This window comes from Pseudomonas sp. ABC1, from assembly GCF_013395055.1.
Lineage (GTDB): Bacteria > Pseudomonadota > Gammaproteobacteria > Pseudomonadales > Pseudomonadaceae > Stutzerimonas.
Map to the genome: position 1 here is coordinate 253,316 of NZ_CP058349.1, position 19,008 is coordinate 272,323.

The 19,008-nt window shown below is 60.0% G+C and carries 15 protein-coding genes; 8 read left to right on the forward strand and 7 right to left on the reverse strand.

Annotated features, from left to right (window positions below):
• Positions 1 to 10 precede the first annotated feature (10 nt).
• Complete coding sequence (gorA, locus tag HW090_RS00940; RefSeq protein WP_179111707.1) at positions 11 to 1,369, reverse strand: glutathione-disulfide reductase; 1,359 nt, start codon at positions 1,367 to 1,369, stop codon at positions 11 to 13.
• 40 nt (positions 1,370 to 1,409) lie between these two features.
• A complete protein-coding gene (gene galU, locus HW090_RS00945; protein WP_179111708.1) occupies positions 1,410 to 2,249 on the reverse strand; it encodes a UTP--glucose-1-phosphate uridylyltransferase GalU in 840 nt (279 codons plus the stop codon).
• A gap of 1,247 nt (positions 2,250 to 3,496) precedes the next feature.
• Between galU and HW090_RS18040 the strand changes: the two genes are divergently transcribed.
• Together HW090_RS18040 and hemN are read left to right on the forward strand one after the other, a co-directional pair.
• Positions 3,497 to 4,201, forward strand: coding sequence for a methyl-accepting chemotaxis protein (locus tag HW090_RS18040; protein ID WP_373416373.1), 705 nt, complete (start codon positions 3,497 to 3,499; stop codon positions 4,199 to 4,201).
• A gap of 174 nt (positions 4,202 to 4,375) precedes the next feature.
• Complete coding sequence (gene hemN / locus HW090_RS00955; protein ID WP_179111710.1) at positions 4,376 to 5,764, forward strand: oxygen-independent coproporphyrinogen III oxidase; 1,389 nt, start codon at positions 4,376 to 4,378, stop codon at positions 5,762 to 5,764.
• A 3-nt stretch (positions 5,765 to 5,767) separates the two neighbouring features.
• Here the strand turns inward: hemN and HW090_RS00960 are convergent, their stop codons facing one another.
• Together HW090_RS00960 and HW090_RS00965 are read right to left on the reverse strand one after the other, a co-directional pair.
• A complete protein-coding gene (locus HW090_RS00960; RefSeq protein WP_179114781.1) occupies positions 5,768 to 6,301 on the reverse strand; it encodes a sigma-70 family RNA polymerase sigma factor in 534 nt (177 codons plus the stop codon).
• 151 nt (positions 6,302 to 6,452) lie between these two features.
• On the reverse strand, positions 6,453 to 8,684 hold the full coding sequence (locus HW090_RS00965) for an acylase (protein WP_179111711.1): 2,232 nt from the start codon (positions 8,682 to 8,684) through the stop codon (positions 6,453 to 6,455).
• 347 nt (positions 8,685 to 9,031) lie between these two features.
• On the opposite strand from HW090_RS00965, the gene HW090_RS00970 reads away from it, so the two are divergent.
• From HW090_RS00970 to HW090_RS00995, 6 genes are all read left to right on the forward strand, one after another.
• Positions 9,032 to 10,054 carry a FecR family protein gene (locus tag HW090_RS00970; protein WP_179111712.1) on the forward strand — a complete coding sequence of 341 codons (1,023 nt, stop codon included), beginning with the start codon at positions 9,032 to 9,034 and terminating at the stop codon, positions 10,052 to 10,054.
• 59 nt (positions 10,055 to 10,113) lie between these two features.
• The gene (locus HW090_RS00975) at positions 10,114 to 10,494 is read left to right on the forward strand and encodes a DUF2946 family protein (protein ID WP_179111713.1); all 381 of its coding nucleotides are present in this window, start codon (positions 10,114 to 10,116) and stop codon (positions 10,492 to 10,494) included.
• Positions 10,495 to 10,743: 249 nt separating this feature from the next.
• On the forward strand, positions 10,744 to 11,022 hold the full coding sequence (locus tag HW090_RS18045; protein WP_373416374.1) for a DUF2946 family protein: 279 nt from the start codon (positions 10,744 to 10,746) through the stop codon (positions 11,020 to 11,022).
• Positions 11,023 to 11,059: 37 nt separating this feature from the next.
• Positions 11,060 to 13,201, forward strand: coding sequence for a TonB-dependent copper receptor (locus HW090_RS00985; protein WP_373416356.1), 2,142 nt, complete (start codon positions 11,060 to 11,062; stop codon positions 13,199 to 13,201).
• A 694-nt stretch (positions 13,202 to 13,895) separates the two neighbouring features.
• Positions 13,896 to 14,579 (forward strand): heavy metal response regulator transcription factor, encoded by a 684-nt coding sequence (locus tag HW090_RS00990; protein WP_179111716.1) that lies wholly within the window; start codon positions 13,896 to 13,898, stop codon positions 14,577 to 14,579.
• Between the two features lies 1 nt (position 14,580).
• Positions 14,581 to 15,972 (forward strand): heavy metal sensor histidine kinase, encoded by a 1,392-nt coding sequence (locus HW090_RS00995; RefSeq protein ID WP_179111717.1) that lies wholly within the window; start codon positions 14,581 to 14,583, stop codon positions 15,970 to 15,972.
• A 138-nt stretch (positions 15,973 to 16,110) separates the two neighbouring features.
• Here HW090_RS00995 and HW090_RS01000 read toward each other — a convergent pair whose 3' ends face one another.
• From HW090_RS01000 to accD, 3 genes are read right to left on the reverse strand one after another with little or no spacing between them, the layout of a single operon-like run.
• A complete protein-coding gene (locus HW090_RS01000; RefSeq protein ID WP_179111718.1) occupies positions 16,111 to 16,713 on the reverse strand; it encodes an SPOR domain-containing protein in 603 nt (200 codons plus the stop codon).
• A gap of 22 nt (positions 16,714 to 16,735) precedes the next feature.
• Entirely contained in the window at positions 16,736 to 18,004 is a 1,269-nt protein-coding gene (gene folC, locus HW090_RS01005; protein ID WP_179111719.1) for a bifunctional tetrahydrofolate synthase/dihydrofolate synthase, read from the reverse strand.
• Positions 18,001 to 18,870, reverse strand: a complete 870-nt coding sequence (gene accD, locus HW090_RS01010; protein WP_179111720.1) for an acetyl-CoA carboxylase, carboxyltransferase subunit beta — start codon at positions 18,868 to 18,870, stop codon at positions 18,001 to 18,003. The genes folC and accD overlap by 4 nt, the downstream gene beginning before the upstream one ends.
• Positions 18,871 to 19,008 lie beyond the last annotated feature (138 nt).

The following is a 19,008-nucleotide window of genomic DNA, read 5'->3' on the forward strand; positions in this document are numbered from 1 at the left end:
GTTGCCTGGATCACTCGGCGAGTGGCGTGCGCAGGGTGACGAACTCTTCCGCCGCAGTCGGATGGATCCCCAGGGTTTCATCCAGCATCCGTTTGGTCACGCCGGCTTTCAAGGCCACCGCCAATCCCTGGATGATCTCCCCCGCCTCCGCACCCGCCATATGGCAGCCGAGCACCCGGTCGGTCTTGCTATCGACCACCAGTTTCATCAGCGTACGCTCCTGGTCGTCGGTCAGGCTCAGCTTCATCGCCCGGAAACGGCTCTGGAAAACCTGTACCTCATGCCCCTGCTTGCGCGCCTGTTCTTCGGTCAGGCCGACAGTCGCCATATTGGGCAGGCTGAAGATGGCGGTCGGAATACCGTCATAGTCGACCTTGCGGTATTCCTCCGGTTTGAATAGCCGCCGCGCCACCGCCATGCCTTCCGCCAGGGCGACGGGCGTCAGTTGCACGCGCCCGATGACATCGCCGATCGCCAGGATCGAGGGCACCGATGTACGGTAATCCTCATCCACCGCGATATAGCCGCGCTCGTCCAGCTCGACCTGGCAGTCCGCCAGCCCCAGCCCTTCCAGCATCGGCTTGCGCCCGGTCGCATAGAAAATGCAGTCCGCCTCCAGCGTGCCGCCGTTCTTGAGGGTCGCCAGCAGGCTGCCATCGGCTTGTTTATCGATACGAACGATATCGCTATTGAAGCTCAGCTCGACGCCCTTGCGCGTCAGCTCTTCCTGCAGGTGGTTGCGCAACGCCTGGTCAAAGCCGCGAAGGAATTGCTCGCCGCGGTACAGCAGGCGTGTTCGCGCGCCGCAGCCATGGAAGATCGAGGCGAACTCGACCGCGATATAACCACCACCGACCACCAGAACCCTTTGCGGCAGCTTGTCCAGGGCGAAGGCCTCGTTGGAGCTGATCGCATGCTCCTTGCCCGGAATGTCCGGCAGGCTCGGCCAGCCACCAGTGGCGATAAGGATATGCGCTGCGCTGTAGCGCACCCCGTCGACTTCCACCGTGTGCGCATCGACGATGCGCGCATGCGCCTCCAGCAAGGTAACGCCGCTGTCCAGCAGCAGCTTGCGGTAGATGCCGTTGAGGCGCTGGATTTCACGGTCCTTGTTGGCGATCAGGGTCTGCCAGTCGAAACCGGCGCCCTCGATATTCCAGCCGTACCCGGAAGCCTGTTCGATCTCTTCGGCGTAGTGCGCCGCGTAGACCAGCAGTTTCTTCGGCACGCAGCCGACGTTGACACAGGTGCCGCCCAGGTAGCGGCTTTCGGCAACCGCCACCCGTGCGCCGAACCCCGCGGCAAAACGCGCGGCACGTACGCCACCGGAACCGGCGCCGATGACGAATAGATCGAAGTCGTAGCTCATGAACGCCTGTCTCCTGTTCTGTCAGCTCGTAGCCTGGGCCTCAATAGGCCTTGCCCTTCTGGTAGAAATGCTCGTAGCAGAAGTTGGTCGCCTGGATATAACCCTCGGCGCTGCCGCAGTCGAAACGCTGTCCCTTGAATTTATAGGCCAGCACGCACCCACTCTGGGCCTGCTTCATCAGGGCATCGGTGATCTGGATCTCGCCCCCCTTCCCTGGTTCGGTCTGCTCGATCAGGTCGAAGATGTCCGGGGTCAGGATATAGCGCCCGATGATCGCCAGGTTAGAGGGGGCATCTTCCGGCTTGGGCTTCTCGACCATGTGGTTGACCCGGAAAATATCGTCCCGAATCATTTCACCCGCAATCACACCATAGCGGCTGATCTCTTCAGTCGGCACTTCCTGGATGGCCACGATCGAGCAACGAAACTGGTTGTACAGCTTGGTCATCTGCGCGAGGACAGGGTCGCCATCGAGGTTGATACAGAGGTCATCGGCCAGTACCACGGCGAACGGCTCGTCGCCGATCAGTGGCCTGCCGCTGAGAATCGCATGACCCAGTCCTTTCATCTCGATCTGGCGGGTATAGGAAAAACTGCACTCCTCGATCAACCGGCGGATCCCCACCAGGTACTTTTCCTTGTCTGTGTTGCGGATCTGCTGTTCGAGCTCGTAGCTGATATCGAAGTGATCCTCCAGCGCTCGCTTGCCGCGCCCGGTCACCATGGCGATCTGGTTCAGGCCGGCGGCCAGGGCTTCTTCGACGCCATACTGGATAAGCGGCTTATTGACGACCGGCAGCATTTCCTTGGGCATGGCCTTGGTGGCAGGCAGAAAGCGGGTGCCGTATCCGGCTGCCGGGAAGAGACATTTCTTGATCATGGGGTTCCTTGGAAATTAGTCCACTGACGCTCGATGGACGAGTGGCGCGGGAGATAACACAGGCAAACCGAGGGGGCTCTGCTGGAAGCTACGACCATAGTTGGAAAGGTAAGGTTCGTCCGCCTCCGAGGCCCCGCCAGCCGCGCAGTAGCCTGCACTTTCGCATGCCGGCAGTCCACTGGCTTTTTCTAAATATCCTTATGAAAAGTAGCTTTTTGGCCGATATCCTGTAAAAGATTCGCCATGGCATCTGGCCATGGGTGTCGTGCACATGGAACGGCAATACAGGTCTGCCATTCTGGTCATTTGGTGGTTGCTGGGGGAGAAGAATGAACAAGGCACCAAACTCGCGGCAGATGTCCGTGCAAACCAAGATCAATCTTGCACTTGTACTGGTGTTCGCACTGGTGATGTCCGCTTCACTCTTCTTTGCGGCCAGTACGGAAAAGAAACTGGTGCGTAATGTCGTCGAGCAGCAGACCAAGGATGCGGCCGACTCCTATTTCGACAGCATCAACACCATGATGCTGACCGGCACCATGGCCCAGCGCGATGTGCTGCGCACGAAGATCCTCGCCCGACCAGGCGTCACCGAGGCGCGCATCATCCGTGGCGACGAGATCACCAAATACTTCGGCCCGGGCCATGAGCACCAGGCACCCGCCGACGAGCTGGACAAGCGAGCCCTGGCCGGCGAGTCGATCGTACAGGTCGACGACAATGGGGGCAGCCGTGTGCTGACCGTGATCAATCCGATCCATGCCGAGAAGGACTACCGGGGCACCAACTGCCTGACTTGCCATGCCGTGGCGGAGAATGCCGTGGTCGGCGCCGTCCGTATCAGTTATGACCTGAAAGAGCTCGACGAAGAGGTCAACCGCAATATCCTGATTTCCGCTGGCATCCAATTACTGCTTTTACTGGCGGGTGTGCTGGTCATGGGCTACACCGTGCGCCGCGTCGTCATCAGCCGGATCACGGCCATGCGCCACACCATGGAGTACATGACGGCCAATGAAGACCTCGGACGCAGCGTCCAGACCGACGTGCAGGACGAGGTTGGCGCCATGGGTCTGGCCTTCAATCGGATGATCGAGAAATTCCGTGGCAGCCTGGTGGCGGTGGCCGGTGTTACCCGGCAACTGGGGGAGGTTTCCACCCGGGTTTCCTCCGTGGCGGAAGAAACCCTCACTGCGGTCATGGAGCAGCGTAGCGAGACGGACATGGTTGCCTCGGCCATGAACGAGATGAGTGCGACCGTCCAGGAAGTGGCGCGCAACGCTTCGCAGACGGCTACCGCTTCCGCTGACGCGGATGTGGAGTCCCGCTCCGGGGTGAATGTCGCGACACAGGCGCTGGAAGGCATCGAGGCACTGATCCAGGAGATCGAGAAAGCGGCGGGCGTCATCCACCAGGTCGAAAGCGATAGCGCCAATATCGGTATGATCCTGGGCGTCATCAAGGAAATCGCCGAGCAGACCAACCTCCTCGCCCTGAACGCGGCGATCGAGGCAGCCCGAGCCGGTGAACAAGGACGCGGCTTTGCCGTGGTCGCAGATGAAGTACGCACCCTCGCCTCGCGCACGCAGAAATCCACCGAAGAAATACAGGCGATGATCGAACAGTTGCAGACCGGATCGCGCAATGCCGTGCAGGCCATGGATTCAGCCCAGAAGCGTGCGCAGAGCGGCTCTGAGTGCGTGGGCAAGGCGGCCCAGAGCCTGAGCGTGATCGCGACCGAAGTGGCGACGATCAATGACATGAACACCCAGATCGCCACGGCCGCCGAGGAGCAGAGCGCGGTGGCCGAAGAGATCAACCGCAACATCAACACGATCAGCCACATTGCCGACAGCACCTCCAGCGGTGCGACGCAGACCTCGCAGATCAGCGAAGAGCTGGTGCAACTGGCCGCCGAACTCAATCGCCTGGTGGGCCAATTCAAGCTTTGAGATACCGACCCTCCGTGCAGAACGCACCCTTTCGCGATGAGCGAACCGGCTCATCTGCGCGGTTTCTTGATCTGGAACAGTCGGTGCACATGCCGCGATAGCCGATAATCAGCCCGCCCGACTTGCCTCGGGCGGGGAATTTTCTATCGAATCGATCTGCAAGGTGTGCCGCACATGGGCCAAACGCTGAGTTTCAACCGCGCACTGGTCAAGAAATACGACCGTCCGGGTCCTCGCTATACGTCCTACCCGACTGCGCCGCAGTTTCACCAGGCCTTCGCTCTGGACGACTACCGGACCTGTGCCCGCGAAAGCAACCAGGCACAAACGGCGAAGCCCTTGTCGGTCTATATCCATATCCCCTTCTGCAGAAGCCTTTGCTACTACTGCGCCTGCAACAAGATCATCACTCACAAGACCGAGCGCGCCGCCCAGTACCTGACCTATCTCAAACGCGAGATAGAAATGCAGGCAGCGCTTTTCGACCCGAGCCGCAAGCTGACCCAGCTTCACCTGGGTGGCGGTACACCGACGTACTTCAGCGATGCGCAACTGACCGAGCTGATGCAATCCCTGCGCAATGCCTTCAACCTGGACGACAGCGATACGCACGAGTTTTCCCTCGAAGTCGACCCACGCACCGTGACCCCGGAGCAGATACACCGGCTACGGGCCCTGGGTTTCAATCGGCTGAGCTTTGGCGTGCAGGATTTCGATGAGAAAGTGCAGCAGGCAGTCAATCGCATTCAGAGTGAGGAGCAGACTGTCGAGCTGGTGCACGCCGCACGTGATGCTCGCTTCAAATCCGTCAGCGTCGACCTGATTTATGGCCTTCCCTTGCAGACCGAGGCCAGTTTCAGCATCACGCTCGACAAGATCATCGCCCTGCGCCCGGACCGCATCGCGGCCTACAGCTATGCCCACCTACCCCATCTGGTTCGCGCCCAGCGGCTGATCCGTCCGGAAGACATGCCTCCACCCGAGCGCAAGCTGGAGTTGCTGGAACTGACCATCAAGCGGCTGACGGCGGCCGGTTATGTCTACATCGGCATGGACCACTTCGCCCTGCCTGATGACGAACTGGCCCTGGCCCGCGCCAACGGTACGCTGCAACGCAACTTCCAGGGTTACTCGACCCATGCCGACTGCGACCTGATCGGCCTTGGCGTGTCCTCGATCGGCAAGGTCGGTGATGGCTACAGCCAGAATGTGAAGGAACTGTCCCAGTACTATGCACGCATCGATGAAGGGCTTCTGCCGATCCAGCGGGGCTACCGGCTGAATGCGGACGATCGCCTGCGTCGGGACGTCATCGTCTCGCTGATGTGCCACGGTTATGTCAGCTTCGCCGAAATGGAGCGACGCCACGGCATCGATTTCAGGGACTATTTTGCCAGCGCATTGGCAAAGCTGACGGAAGCCTGCCGTGACGGGCTGGTGGAGATTCGCGACGATGCGGTCGTACTGCTGCCACAAGGGCATCTGATGATGCGCAACGTGGCGATGGCATTCGATGCCTACCTGGAAGGCGAGACCCAGCAGCGGTTTTCCCGAACGGTGTGAACCTCAGGAACTGCGCCGGCTGAAGCGGCGCAACGGAGCATCGTCATCCGCCCTGGAGTACTCCATCTCCCGGACCCGGATACGGCAATGCTTCATGGCATTGACGATGTGCTTCTCCACCATGGCCTTGGAAATGTTCATCTGCAGGGCGATCTGGTCATGGTTCAGCCCTTCCAGCTTGCGCAGCAGGAAAGCGCGACGGCAGTTGTCCTGCAGCTCTCCCAGCGCCCGCTCGACCATCATGGCGCGCTCCTGCTCGTACAGGTGCTTGGCGGGCGTGCGGAAGGTGGACTGCTCCACCGCAATACTGTCGTCATCGAGTGATTTCGTCGGGCGCTTGGCGTTCTCGCGATAGAGATCGGTGACGAGGTTGAGGGCGGTACGGAACAGGTAGGCCTGGGGGTACTCAAGCACGACCTTGCCCTTCGTGTTTTCCAGCACCTTCGCATAGGCCTCATGCGCAATGTCTTTAGCCTGTTCCTGATCCCTCAGTTTGAGTACCAGATAGCCTATCAACCGTTCGTAGTATTGTTCCATAGCCACGCCGCTGCGCCCTCACCCTGGCATTGATGATCACAGGCCATGGGAGCCTGTCGTCTCAAAACGCGGCGAGTATAATTATTCTCATCTTAGATAAGAAGCCCCTTTCGAATGAAAGCGACGAATGTATGAGTCCCCTGTATACGCCTCATTGAGGCAACTCGATACTTTCCAGCTTTAATTCTGATGATATTTGTTGTTCAGTAAATGGCAGTGGCTTCCAGAGGCCCGAGACGAACGGGCGAGTCTGATCGTGGCGATGTGCCGAGCCGGCTTCAGTCGCCTGGGAGAATGCCAGCAGCCCTCTGGCAACAGGGCCTTGCTCGGTGAAGCTGACCAGTTGGATGTAGCTGGTTCCACCCACCACCTCACCCGTCTCGTCCGTCTGGATGGCGTTGTAGATGCCCAGCTCTCCCGGTCCTCCGGGAATCGCTATGGGCTCGCCATCCACAGTGCTTGCGATCTGCCGTTTGGCGGCTACAGGCTGATGGCTCAGTTCGAACAGGATCGCCTCGAGCTGTGAGGTGATCTCTTCTCGTGCCAGATCGATCCCGCGCGGTGTATTGATCGGGTCCTCGGCATCAAAAGGCTGTTCCCAAGGGTTCTCCAGTCGAGCGAATCGCTCCATGAACGCCTGGAAATACGCCCAGCCAGAACCCGCACTGCCATCGGCGCGTCGGTTCCAACGTGCCAACTCACCGCAGGCCTTGGCCAGATCCGCCTTGCCACGACAGGACGCGAGCACATCGTCCAGCAGAACATCGGCCATATAGACACGGTTATCGATCACCAGGTGCTGCAGGAATGCTTCATCGATGGTGCCGCCCTTCAGTCGTTGCAGCGCCTCCAGAGCGAAACGTGTCCTTGGCTTGAGTGGCAGACCGGTACGGCTGACCAGAGGCGAAAAACCCGTCAACGGGGCGGCGGGGTTGGTCATCCAGGCGCTGTCGTTGGAGTTCTGTACGAAGTCCCGGCGCTCCAGCACCGGCTGCGAGCTGGCCGGCAGTATCCCCGCCTGTGCCGCGCCCGCAGCACGCTGCCAATCACATTCACGACGACTGCCGTCCAGGCCGGGCAAGCCCGTCTGCAGAAGCCGCGTGTCGGCGCATGAATGCAGCAATTGCTCGGGGACATTGGGAACCACCGAGGCATTCATGAACAGGGCATTGCCCTGCTCGTCTGCCGCCAGGGTATTCACCCAAGGAATACCCTGCATCTCTTCTATGGAACGGCGCAGTGACGCAACACCATCCGTCTGGTTGATGGCATACCACTGGGCGGGCGCCCGAGGGTTGTCCAGGTTGGCATCCTTCAATGCATAAGCATGCTTTTCGTCCCATTCCGCGACACCTGGCCAATTCAGCAGTGGCCCGAAATGCGAGCTGTAGATGATTCGTTCATGCCGTTCCAGATCGCCATTCTCGCCTTTCACGTCTATCTGCACGGTACGGCGCTCGAATGGCTGACTCTGCCCGTCCAGCAGATAGTGCCCCTCGCGCTGCGGGTCCAGTTCGAGCCGGAACAGGGTGAAATGGCTGGAGGTATCGACGGTATGCGTCCAGGCCACATGCCGGTTGAAACCGATATTGACGACGGGCAACCCAGGCAGCGATGCCCCCATTACATCGAGCTTTCCGGGTATTTGCAGGTGCATCTGGTAGAAGCGCAGGGCCCCCTGCCAGGGGAAGTGCGGGTTTGCCAGCAGGCGTCCCTTGCCATTTCCACTGCGCTCCCCACCTACGGCAATGGCATTGCTGCCACGCTCCAGGGCGAAGCGATCGAGCTTGGGCGCTCGGTGTGCAACTTTGTCAGTGGCGGTTTTACGCGGCGGTTCGGCGGCGACGATGGCGCTGAGAAATTGTCCTGCGCCCCCTTCGACCATCAGTCTGCGAATCAACCGGACCAGATCCTTCTCGTCCAGCGGACTGAGCCATGGCTCTGCATGGCAGGACGACTCGCTCCCGGCCTTGGCCAGGTAACGATTGAAGCCCTCGGCGTAGCCAGACAGTAACTGGCGTATTTCTTCGGGCTGGGCCTCCCAGTAGGCGGCGACGGAGCGCTCGTCATTCAGCCAGCGAAAGAAGAAATCCGACTCCATGTTCGCATGCCGTGCGGAAGATACGCCCTGCTGGCCAAAATACTTCGAACGCTCTCCCCGAGCCGTCACCACTTCATCGGCCATCAGGCAGAGATTGTCCCTGGCATACGCATACCCGACACCAAGCCCCAGGCCTTTCTCATCACTCGCCGTGATATGAGGAACCCCGAAGGATGTCCAGCGGATCAGGGTATTGGAGCGCTCCACTGCCTCCTTGTGGCTACAGCCTGCCAGCAAGCAGGCAGCAACCAGTAATGTTGTAGATATCTTCCGGGTATTCATGGGATTGCTCTCGCGCCAGGGAACCCCACAGGGACGAGAGACGCGCGTGTGAAATTAGCGGCTCATGGTTTAAATCATCCCACTGGATACCCACATGAATAGAGGGTGTAGCCATCAGTCGCCTCGCACCTTGAGCGTAAAACCAAGCGGGTTCTATACTAGGCCCGTTTCGAAAGCTCCGGTGCTTGCCCATTTCGTCTTGCAAATCGTTTGACCTGGCTTGTACTCGGCAACTTTCTTGAATAATCCAATGAGCGCTGTAACCTGCAACTCATTATAAAAAACATGTGTATCCGTGCAGAATCGTCCAAGTTTCTACCATTCGGGCCTAATGAGTAACTTCGTTCATGCATAGCAATAGCTCATCCGACGAGATCAGCGAACGCATCACCCATGAGGCCGCTCATTGGTGCATACGCGTGCATGAGGCCGATTTCACTCCGAAAGAGCGGGCGCGCTTCGAGCAGTGGCTGGAGAGCGATCCGGCCCATCGCCTGGAGTTCGAAGCGATGCAGGATATCTGGACGACCAGCGAAGCCATTGCGGTTTCACCTGTCGGCACAACCGGGAACACTTGCGCAAGGCCGATACGGCAGAGGCGCCAGGGTGCTTTTCGTCATTACGCCAAGGCTGCTGCCTTTGTCTTGCTGGCATTGCCCATCGCAGCATTGGTCGGCTGGAAACAGGGTTGGGTACCGAACGATTTTCAACGCTACTCGACCACGACTGCCAGCAGCGAAGTGACCCTGGGTGACGGCTCGACGGTCATCATGAACACGAATACCCGTCTGACCTACCTGAACTACATCGATCATCGCAGTGTTGTCCTCTCTGAAGGCGAGGCGTTCTTCAAGGTCAGCCACGATGCCACACATCCCTTTGTCGTCAGTGCTGGCAATGGTGATGTGACTGTCACCGGCACTCAATTCAACGTCTGGAAATATAGCGAGCAGGTTGTTGTCACCCTGACGGAAGGATCGGTCATTGTTAACAGCGACAGCCGCTCCAAAGCCCGGGCAGTTCGTCTGGTGCCAGGCATGCAGGCCAGCTATTCAGCCTCGACACGGCGCCCCGAGACACGAACTGTCGATACCCGCCAGGTCATCGCCTGGCAAGAAGGCAAACTGATCATCGATGACCTGACACTGGATCAGGCTCTCCCCATGATCAACCGCTACCTGGACAGCCCCGTCGTCCTGGGTGACAAGTATGTAGGCGATCTGCGCCTCGGCGGCATCTACAACACCAGTGATATAGCCGGCCTGGTCCAGGCATTGCCAAGAGTCCTGCCAGTGCAGCTGGCGCGGAACAAGGAAGGCAATACGGTCGTTCGCTATAAACGCAGCTATTCGCCGCTCGAGATTCGCTGAACATTGCTGCGACCATTGGGCAACTGCCCTGCCTCTGGTATGGATGCTAGAGTCCCCCCATGCAGATATCCCACCAAAATAAAACACTGACAGCCTGGGCGCTTTATAGCTGCGTGCTCTTCAGTCTTTTGCTGTGTGGTATTCATCATGGGCAAACCGCCGCTCTGCAACTGAGCGGCCTGGATGGCCTGTACTGCATGAGCTTGGACAGTGGCAGTAGCCTTGGCGAAGGCCAATCTGCAGGGCACGCTATCGATAGCGGTCTCACCAGCACCTCCGCATGTCCATTCTGCTCGGTCATCACCCTTGCCATCGCCGTTGTCCTGGGCGCGATCTGGTTGCGCACGCTAAAACAGGACCACCCTCGTTCGCTGGATAGAACGAGCCCTCGCCATCGATGGCCGCCCTCCAGTCCACGCGCCTCCCCCTCCCTGATCTGAACGTACGCGTATGCCCCTGCCCTTTTGAAAAGCGGCTTTGGCACAGAATCTGTTTTGATCACGAGGCGTCGCCCATGAGTACCGCACACATCGCTTTATCGATGCACAAGCATCCGTTTGCCGTGACCGTACGCTCAGATTGAGCCGGCCAAGGTGAGCGAATCGATGGTTATCGCACGGTGTAAAGGCCTGGCCTGGCTAGGCCTGTTCGCCATGCTGCTGATCTATGCCGGTCCACTGTTGTCGCAAATGCAGCAGATGGGACATGCCGAGCATCATGAGGCCAGCGGGCATCAGCATGGGAACCATGCCCACCATGGCTCGGACCATCACAGCCTGGGCAACGCTCTGGAGGCTTGCGGGTACTGCACGCTGCTTTTGAGCAACCCTGCGCTCTCCGCCTGCCGGATAGACGTCAACCATTCACCTGCCAACCGCCTGCGGTTAGCCCGCGCGCCATATAGCACGCCTGCGCTATTCATCCACTTCCCCAAGGCCAGGCCTCGGGCCCCGCCAGTCATTGCCTGAAAGTCGCGCTGCACGAACTCAACTCTCGACTTATGGAATGACCATGAAATCCACTCTATTGCCACATTCACGTGGCGTGATGCTCTTCGCTCGGACTACCGTCTCCACGCACTGGCAACAAGCATTCGCTCTTTCGTTCGGGCTACTGGCCGCCACCCAGGCATTCGCCCATGAACACCCGAGAACATCTACGGAGCTCGGCAGCACGGTGATAACAGCGGTGCAACAGGACTCGCCCCTGACGGTAGTCACCAACCCCAAGGAACCCCGGCAGCCAGTGCCGGCAACCGATGGTACGGACTACCTGAAAACCATCCCGGGCTTTTCCTCGATACGTAATGGCGGTAGCAACGGCGACCCGGTACTGCGTGGAATGTTCGGCTCGCGCTTGAACATCCTCAGCAATGGCACACTGATGATCGGCGCCTGCCCCTCGCGGATGGATGCGCCGACCTCCTATATCGTCCCTTCCACATTTGACCGACTGACCGTGATCAAGGGCCCCCAGACCGTCATCTGGGGGGCCGGCTCCTCTGCCGGCACGGTACTGTTCGAGCGCGATCCAGAGCGCTTCACCGAACTGGGCGGACGGGTCGATGCCAGCGTTCTGGTCGGTTCGAATGGCCGCTTCGACCAGGTGTTCGACGGCTCGCTAGGCTCTGAGGACGGTTACCTCCGAGCCATCGCCACCCATGCCGAAGCCGACGACTACAAGAACGGCGATGGCGACCGTATGCCTTCGCGCTGGGAAAAGTGGAGTGGCGATGTCGCTCTGGGCTGGACACCCGACAGCGACACCCTGATCGAATTGAGCGCAGGGAAAGGCGATGGCGAGTCGCGCTATGCCGGACGCGGCATGGATGCAGCCAAGTTGCTGCGTGAAAGCCTGGGATTGCGAGTAGTTCGCGAGAACATCACGGATGTTCTGAGCAAGGTCGAAGCACAGGTCTACTACAACTATGCCGACCACGTCATGGACAACTACAGCCTGCGCAACCCAAATCCGAACGATGCCATGATGATGATGCGTTACCCGATGGCATCCAATGTCGACCGGCGTACCGTTGGTGGCCGCGTGGCCGCGACATTCGATTGGGAAAGCCTGCAAGTGATCGCGGGGATGGACGCCATGCGCAGCGAACACCGTGGCCGGCGCTCCAACTACGCCATGATGAGTGGCCAGTTCACCAGCGCGGGGCAATTCCAGCGCGTCAGGGACGCACTGTTCCATAATTACGGCGTATTCACCGAGGCGACCTGGCGTGCCGACGAGCAGCAGCGCCTTATCGCCGGGGCTCGTCTGGATATAGCGTCGGCCAAGGATTACCGCCAGACGCTGGGCAGCATGATGCCAACGGCAAACCCTACGCTTGGCGACAGCCGCAACGAGACCTTGCCCAGCGGCTTTCTGCGTTATGAGTTCGACCTGCGCGATACGCCCGCCACGCTCTACGCTGGGCTGGGGCATAGCCAGCGCATGCCGGATTACTGGGAGCTGTTCTCTCCCGGAAGTGGCCCCACAGGCTCGCTCAACGCCTTCGACGCCATTCGCCCTGAAAAAACCACACAACTCGACGTTGGCATCCAGTATGCCAGTGACGACCTGGAGGCCTGGGTGTCGGGCTATGTCGGGCAGATACGCGACTACATCCTCTTCACCTATACCCCGGGCATGATGGGCACCACCAGCGCGGCCGAGAATATCGACGCTCGCATCATGGGGGCGGAACTGGGCGCGAGTTATCGCCTCGACTCCAACTGGAAGAGCGACATGACCCTGGCGTATGCCTGGGGCAAGAACAGTTCGGATGGCGAAGCCCTGCCACAGATGCCGCCTCTCGAAGCCCGCTTCGGCCTGACCTATGAGCAGTCCGACTGGAGCGCGGGCGCGCTCTGGCGCGTCGTGGCAGCACAGAATCGCATTGCCGAAGGTCGCGGCAACGTGGTTGGCAAGGACTTCGAGAAAAGCTCGGGCTTTACCGTTTTCTCGCTGAATACGGCCTATCGCATCAGCCGCCAGGTGAAACTCAGTGCCGGTGTCGACAACCTGTTCGATCGCGAATACACGGAGCACCTGAACCTGGCCGGCAATGCCGGTTTCGGCTTCGTTACCGACAACCCGGAGCCTATCAGCGAACCAGGCCGGACCTTGTGGACCAAGGTCGACGTCAGCTTCTAGCCATACACAGAGGGCTGCGCGCGTGCGCCAGCCCTCGACTCACACAAGATATTTGACAAAATTCGAAAATCAACTACCAAAATCTGATGATTCGTAGTAGGGTGCCCTCCTTCGCAAGGTGATAGGCATGAACGATCACGTTCCCATGCCTCAAAGCGAAAGCAGCATCAGTCGTAAAACATGGATCACACCACGCTCCATGGTGGCAGGCTCTCATGAGATCGAGAGTCGCCAGGAAGCCAACATTGCCTTCCTTCTCCAGCGCACAAATTGTGCACATGCAGACCGTCAGGTCACTGTCCTGCTAGATCTCACGTCCTCACTGGCATCACCTCCCGTCGAGACAACTCCCTTCCGGCATCAAGGCCTCGGCTTTGCGTCGGAATTCATAATGCCGTGCCTTGAACATTCCCGGCACGCTCGACATGAGTATTCAAACATGACTGTACCCATTATCTGCCGCACCTACCGAAAACCTGCCAATCAATGCAACTGCTTCCGCTGCCGCCCCGTAGAAAGGAACGCGCTACTGGAAGACCCGGTCGCACGCCATCAAGTGAAACTGGTATCCAGCGCGAGATAGAACGTGGATGGCTCTCTGCCTGGCATAGAGGGAAATCCCTCGCGAAGCTCGTATGCCAAGCCCTCTTCTCGTACTCTTGGCGTCTGATATTCCTGCCGAACGAGCCACACCATGAAACTGCTGGTCGCCGAAGACGAACCCAAGACCGGAGCCTACCTGCAACAGGGTCTGAGCGAGGCCGGCTTCACGGTCGAGCGGGTCATGGACGGTAGCGAAGCACTGCGGCGAGTGCTGGATGAACCCTACGACCTGCTGATTCTCGACGTGATGATGCCGGGAATCGACGGCTGGGCCGTATTGCAAGCATTAAGGGGGGCTGGCCGGGAAATGCCGGTGCTGTTCCTGACTGCTCGCGACGGCATCGAGGATCGGGTCAGGGGACTGGAACTGGGGGCAGACGATTACCTGGTCAAGCCTTTCGCTTTCGCCGAACTGCTGGCACGTGTTCGCACCTTGCTGCGTCGCGGCAGTACTGCAACGAGTGCACAGCCCACTACCTTGCAGATCGCCGACCTCGAGCTGGACCTGCTCAAACGCCGTGCCTCGCGCACGGGCAAGCGCATCGACCTGACGGCCAAGGAGTTCTCCCTGCTCGAACTGCTGATGCGCCGTCGTGGCGAGGTGCTGCCCAAATCCCTGATCGCCTCTCAGGTCTGGGACATGAATTTCGACAGCGACACCAACGTCATCGAAGTCGCCATCCGCCGGCTGCGGGCAAAGATCGATGACGACTTCGAACCGAAGCTCATCCACACCGCCCGAGGCATGGGCTATACGCTGGATACCCGGGACTGACATGCCCCATCTTTCGCTGACCACGCGCATGAGCCTGATGTTCATGCTGGCGGTGACCATCGTGCTGGCCGTGGCCGGCCTGAGTTTCAACGCACTCAGCCAGCACCACTTCCGCGCGCTCGACCAGCAGGTACTCGAGGAAAAACTCGCCTCCGTCGAGAACCTTCTCAAACTGTCATACGCCACCACGGCGCCACGACAAATGCAGTCGCAGCTACTGGCCCTGCTGCAATCCCACCAGGACCTGGCCACTCTGGTGCTGGATACCAACGGCACACTGTTCTTCGAGAATCCGCGCGATACCCAGGCACCTCGTGCCCTGCAACAGCACCCAGCGCGAAAGATGCAGGAATGGCAGGCCGGAGAGCACCTGTATCGGGGCATGCGCGCCGAGATCATGCTGCCCGGCCAGCGTGCACCGGTCGAAGTCCTGCTGGCCATGGACATCACCAACCACACGCACTTCTTCAAGATCCTGCAACGCTGGTTCTGGATCGGCCTGATCGTATGCGCGGGCTTCAGCGCCCTCCTCGGCTGGATCGTCGCGCGCCGTGGGCTTGCGCCGCTGCGCCAGGTCACCGAGGTCACTGCCTCGATATCGGCGAAATCCCTGCAGGAACGTATTCCCTTGGAGGCTGTGCCGGCAGAGTTGAAACAACTGGTGGAGTCTTTCAACGCCATGCTGGCCCGACTGGAGGATGCCTTTTCAAGATTATCCAACTTCTCCGCAGACATCGCCCACGAACTGCGCACGCCGCTGAGCAACCTGATGACTCACACCGAGGTGGTCCTCTCCAGGGGCAGGGGGCTCGATGACTACCGGGAGAACCTCTATTCGAACCTGGAGGAGCTGACGCGCATGTCGCGCATCATCGACGACATGCTGTTCCTGGCCAAGGCGGACAACGGTCTGATCACTCCGGTACAGGAACACATCGAGCTGGCCGAGGTGGTCGACAAACTGTTCGAGTACTACCAACTGCTGGCGGATGAACGAGGCATACAGTTACACCGCGAAGGGTGCGCGGCGGTGCGCGGCGACCGCCTGATGCTGGAGCGTGCCCTGTCGAATCTACTGGGCAATGCGCTGCGCTATACACCGGAGAACCTGGCGATCCAGGTTGGAATCCGGCAGACCGCCCGTCATGTCGTCCTGAGCGTGACCAATCCTGGCGTACCGATCAGCATGGAACACCAGGACAAGCTGTTCGATCGCTTCTACCGTGTCGACCCTGCGCGCCGCGAAGGCAACCCCGGCAATGCCGGACTGGGCCTGGCGATCACCCGCTCGATCATCGAAGCCCATGGCGGCCATATCCGTTGCGACTCAGCGGAGCAAGCCACGACGTTCCATATCGAATTGCCGCTGACCACAGGGCTTGGCGAGCGCTGAAGCGACTGTGGGTCATGAGTGGGGAACCCTGGTCCAGCGCAACGTAAAGGCTTCCCACCTAACCAGTTCTCGTCATTCCCGCGCAGGCGGGAATCCATCTGGTCGTCGCAACAGCACCCGCCCTGAATCAACCGGCTTTCAGCGACTTTCCGGCTCGAAGCGCACGACGAAGCCATCCAGCTTGTGCTGACGCTGCAACTGATCACGCAGGCGATTGGCTTCGCCACGCTCCACCAGCGGCCCGACGAAGACGCGGTTCATCCCACCCGAGGTACGGATATAAGCGTTGTAGCCTTGCGAGCGCAACGTCTTCTGCAGGTTCTCGGCACTGGCACGGTTCGACAGACTGGCCAGTTGCACTGACCAACTGACGGGCAGGTTACTGGCGTCCAGACGCGGCTCTACGGGCTTGCTCGGTGCCGGTGTAGCCTTCGGTTGCTCCTTCGGTACGACCACCGGCTCTGGCGTTGCCACGGGCGTTTCCACTACTGGCGGAACAGGAGCAGCTTGCGGCGACTCTTCGATGATCTCGTAGCTTTCGACGACAGGCTCGGGCACCTCGACGTCCTGCATCTCGATCTCGGGGGCGACAGGCGTGGCGGGCATCGGCGGTGCTTCGACCGGTATGTGCCGCAGCTCATCCTCGCGATTGAACAGCATCGGCACGAAAATCACCGCCAGGGCCACCAGCACCAGAGCGCCAATGATGCGTTGCATCAGTCCTCTATCCAGCAATGCCATAACCCTCTCCTTCTTGGATGGATCAGTTCAACCACTCCAGTGCCTCGGATACGCAGTAGAAGGACCCGAACAACACGATCTCGTCACCTGGCTGCAAGCCCTCGCGGGTCGCATCCAGCGCCTGGGCAATACTGTCATGGACACTGACGTCTACGCCCCGTTCCTGCAACGCATCGCGCAACTGGCTGGCAGACCGCGAACGTGGCGTCGGCAGCGGCGCCACCGCCCAAGTGTCGAACGACGACAGCAACGGCGCGATCACGCCCTGCAGGTCTTTGTCGGCGAGCAGGCCAAACACAGCATACCGATGACCTGTACGCGGACGCTGAGCCAGCCGTTTGGCAAGGTAAGCGGCCGCATGGGGATTGTGCCCGACGTCCATGATCAACGTGGCAGAGCCCTTTTCGAGTGCGATCGCTCGCTGATCGAAACGCCCGATCACCTGCGTCGCTGTCAGTGCGCCAACCAGCGCATCGGCCTGCCAGGGCAAGCCGAGCAAGGCATAGGCCTGCAAGGCCAGTGCAGCGTTTTCCATCGGCAGATTCAGCAGGGGCAAGGCGCCGAGCGACAGGGGTTGGCCCTGGCTGTCGATACCGTGCCATTGCCAGCTATCCGACGAGACAGCCAGCGAATAATCACGATTGCGCAACAGCAACGAACTGCCCAGTTGGCGGGCATGCTCCAGCAAGGGTTGCGGAGGATCGATATCACCACACAGCGCCGGCTTGCCAGCACGGAAGATACCGGCCTTTTCCCGCGCCACGCTTTCACGGCTGTCGCCCAGCCAATCGGCGTGGTCCAGCCCGATGTTGGTCACTACGGCCAGATCGCTGTCCACCAGGTTGACCGCATCCAAGCGTCCGCCCAGGCCGACTTCGAGAACGGTCAGATCAAGCTGGCTACGCTCGAACAGCCAGAACGCTGCCAGGGTGCCGACTTCGAAATAGGTCAGGGAGGTGGCGCCACGTGCCTGATCGACCACGGCAAACGCCTCGCACAGCTCGCGGTCGCTGGCCTCCTGGCCATCCACCTGCACCCGCTCGTTGTAGCGCAACAGATGCGGCGAACTGTAGACACCGACCTTGAGCCCCTGGGCTCGCGCCAGTGAGGCGATGAATGCGCAGGTGGAACCTTTGCCATTGGTGCCGGTGACAGTCACCACTTGCCTGGCCGGACGCGACAGCCCCATGCGTCGTGCGACTTCACGCACTCGCTCGAGCCCGAGGTCGATTGCATTGGGGTGCAAGCCCTCGAGGTAGGCCAGCCAGTCGGCCAGGCTGCGTTCGGTCATGCCGAGATGGCCGGCAAACCTTGCAGTTGGGCCAGCAGACGCGACAGGCGTGGGCGCAGTTCTTCACGTGGGATGATCAGGTCGATGGCGCCGTGGTCCAGCAGGAACTCGCTGCGCTGGAAGCCTTCCGGCAGCTTCTCGCGGACAGTCTGCTCGATCACGCGCGGGCCGGCGAAGCCGATCAGCGCCTTGGGCTCGGCAACGATCACATCGCCCAGGGTCGCCAGGCTCGCGGAAACACCACCATAGACCGGATCGGTCAACACGGAAATGAACGGCAGACCTTCTTCACGCATGCGCGCCAGCACCGCGGAAGTCTTGGCCATCTGCATCAGCGAGATCAGCGCCTCCTGCATGCGCGCACCGCCCGAAGCGGAGAAGCATACCAGCGGGCTGCGCTGCTCCAGTGCCACGTTGGCGGCACGCACGAAGCGCTCACCGACGATGGCGCCCATGGAGCCGCCCATGAAGGAAAACTCGAAGGCACAAGCCACCACCGGCACTTTGTAAAGGGTGCCACGGATAGCGATCAAGGCGTCTTTTTCGCCGGTCTGCTTCTGTGCGGCGGACAGGCGATCCTTGTACTTCTTGCTGTCGCGGAACTTCAGACGGTCGACCGGCTCCAGGTCGGTACCGATTTCCTCACGGCCTTCTGCATCGAGGAAGATATCCAGGCGGGTACGAGCGCCGATACGCATGTGATGCTGGCATTTGGGGCAGACATCCAGGGTCTTTTCCAGCTCAGGCTTGTAAAGGACGGCATCGCATGAGGGACATTTGTGCCACAACCCTTCGGGAACCGTGCTCTTCTGGCTTTCGGAACGCATTATCGAAGGAATCAGCTTGTCGACCAACCAGTTGCTCATGCTCTTGTTCTCCACAACGTGTAATCCCCGGACATGCCCCGTCGGGGATATTCATTATTCATGGCAAGCGCCACTCGGCCCTTGCTCTCCTGAGCGATACGCAATCTGGCGTATCGCGAAATTCCAGCGGTTTATGCC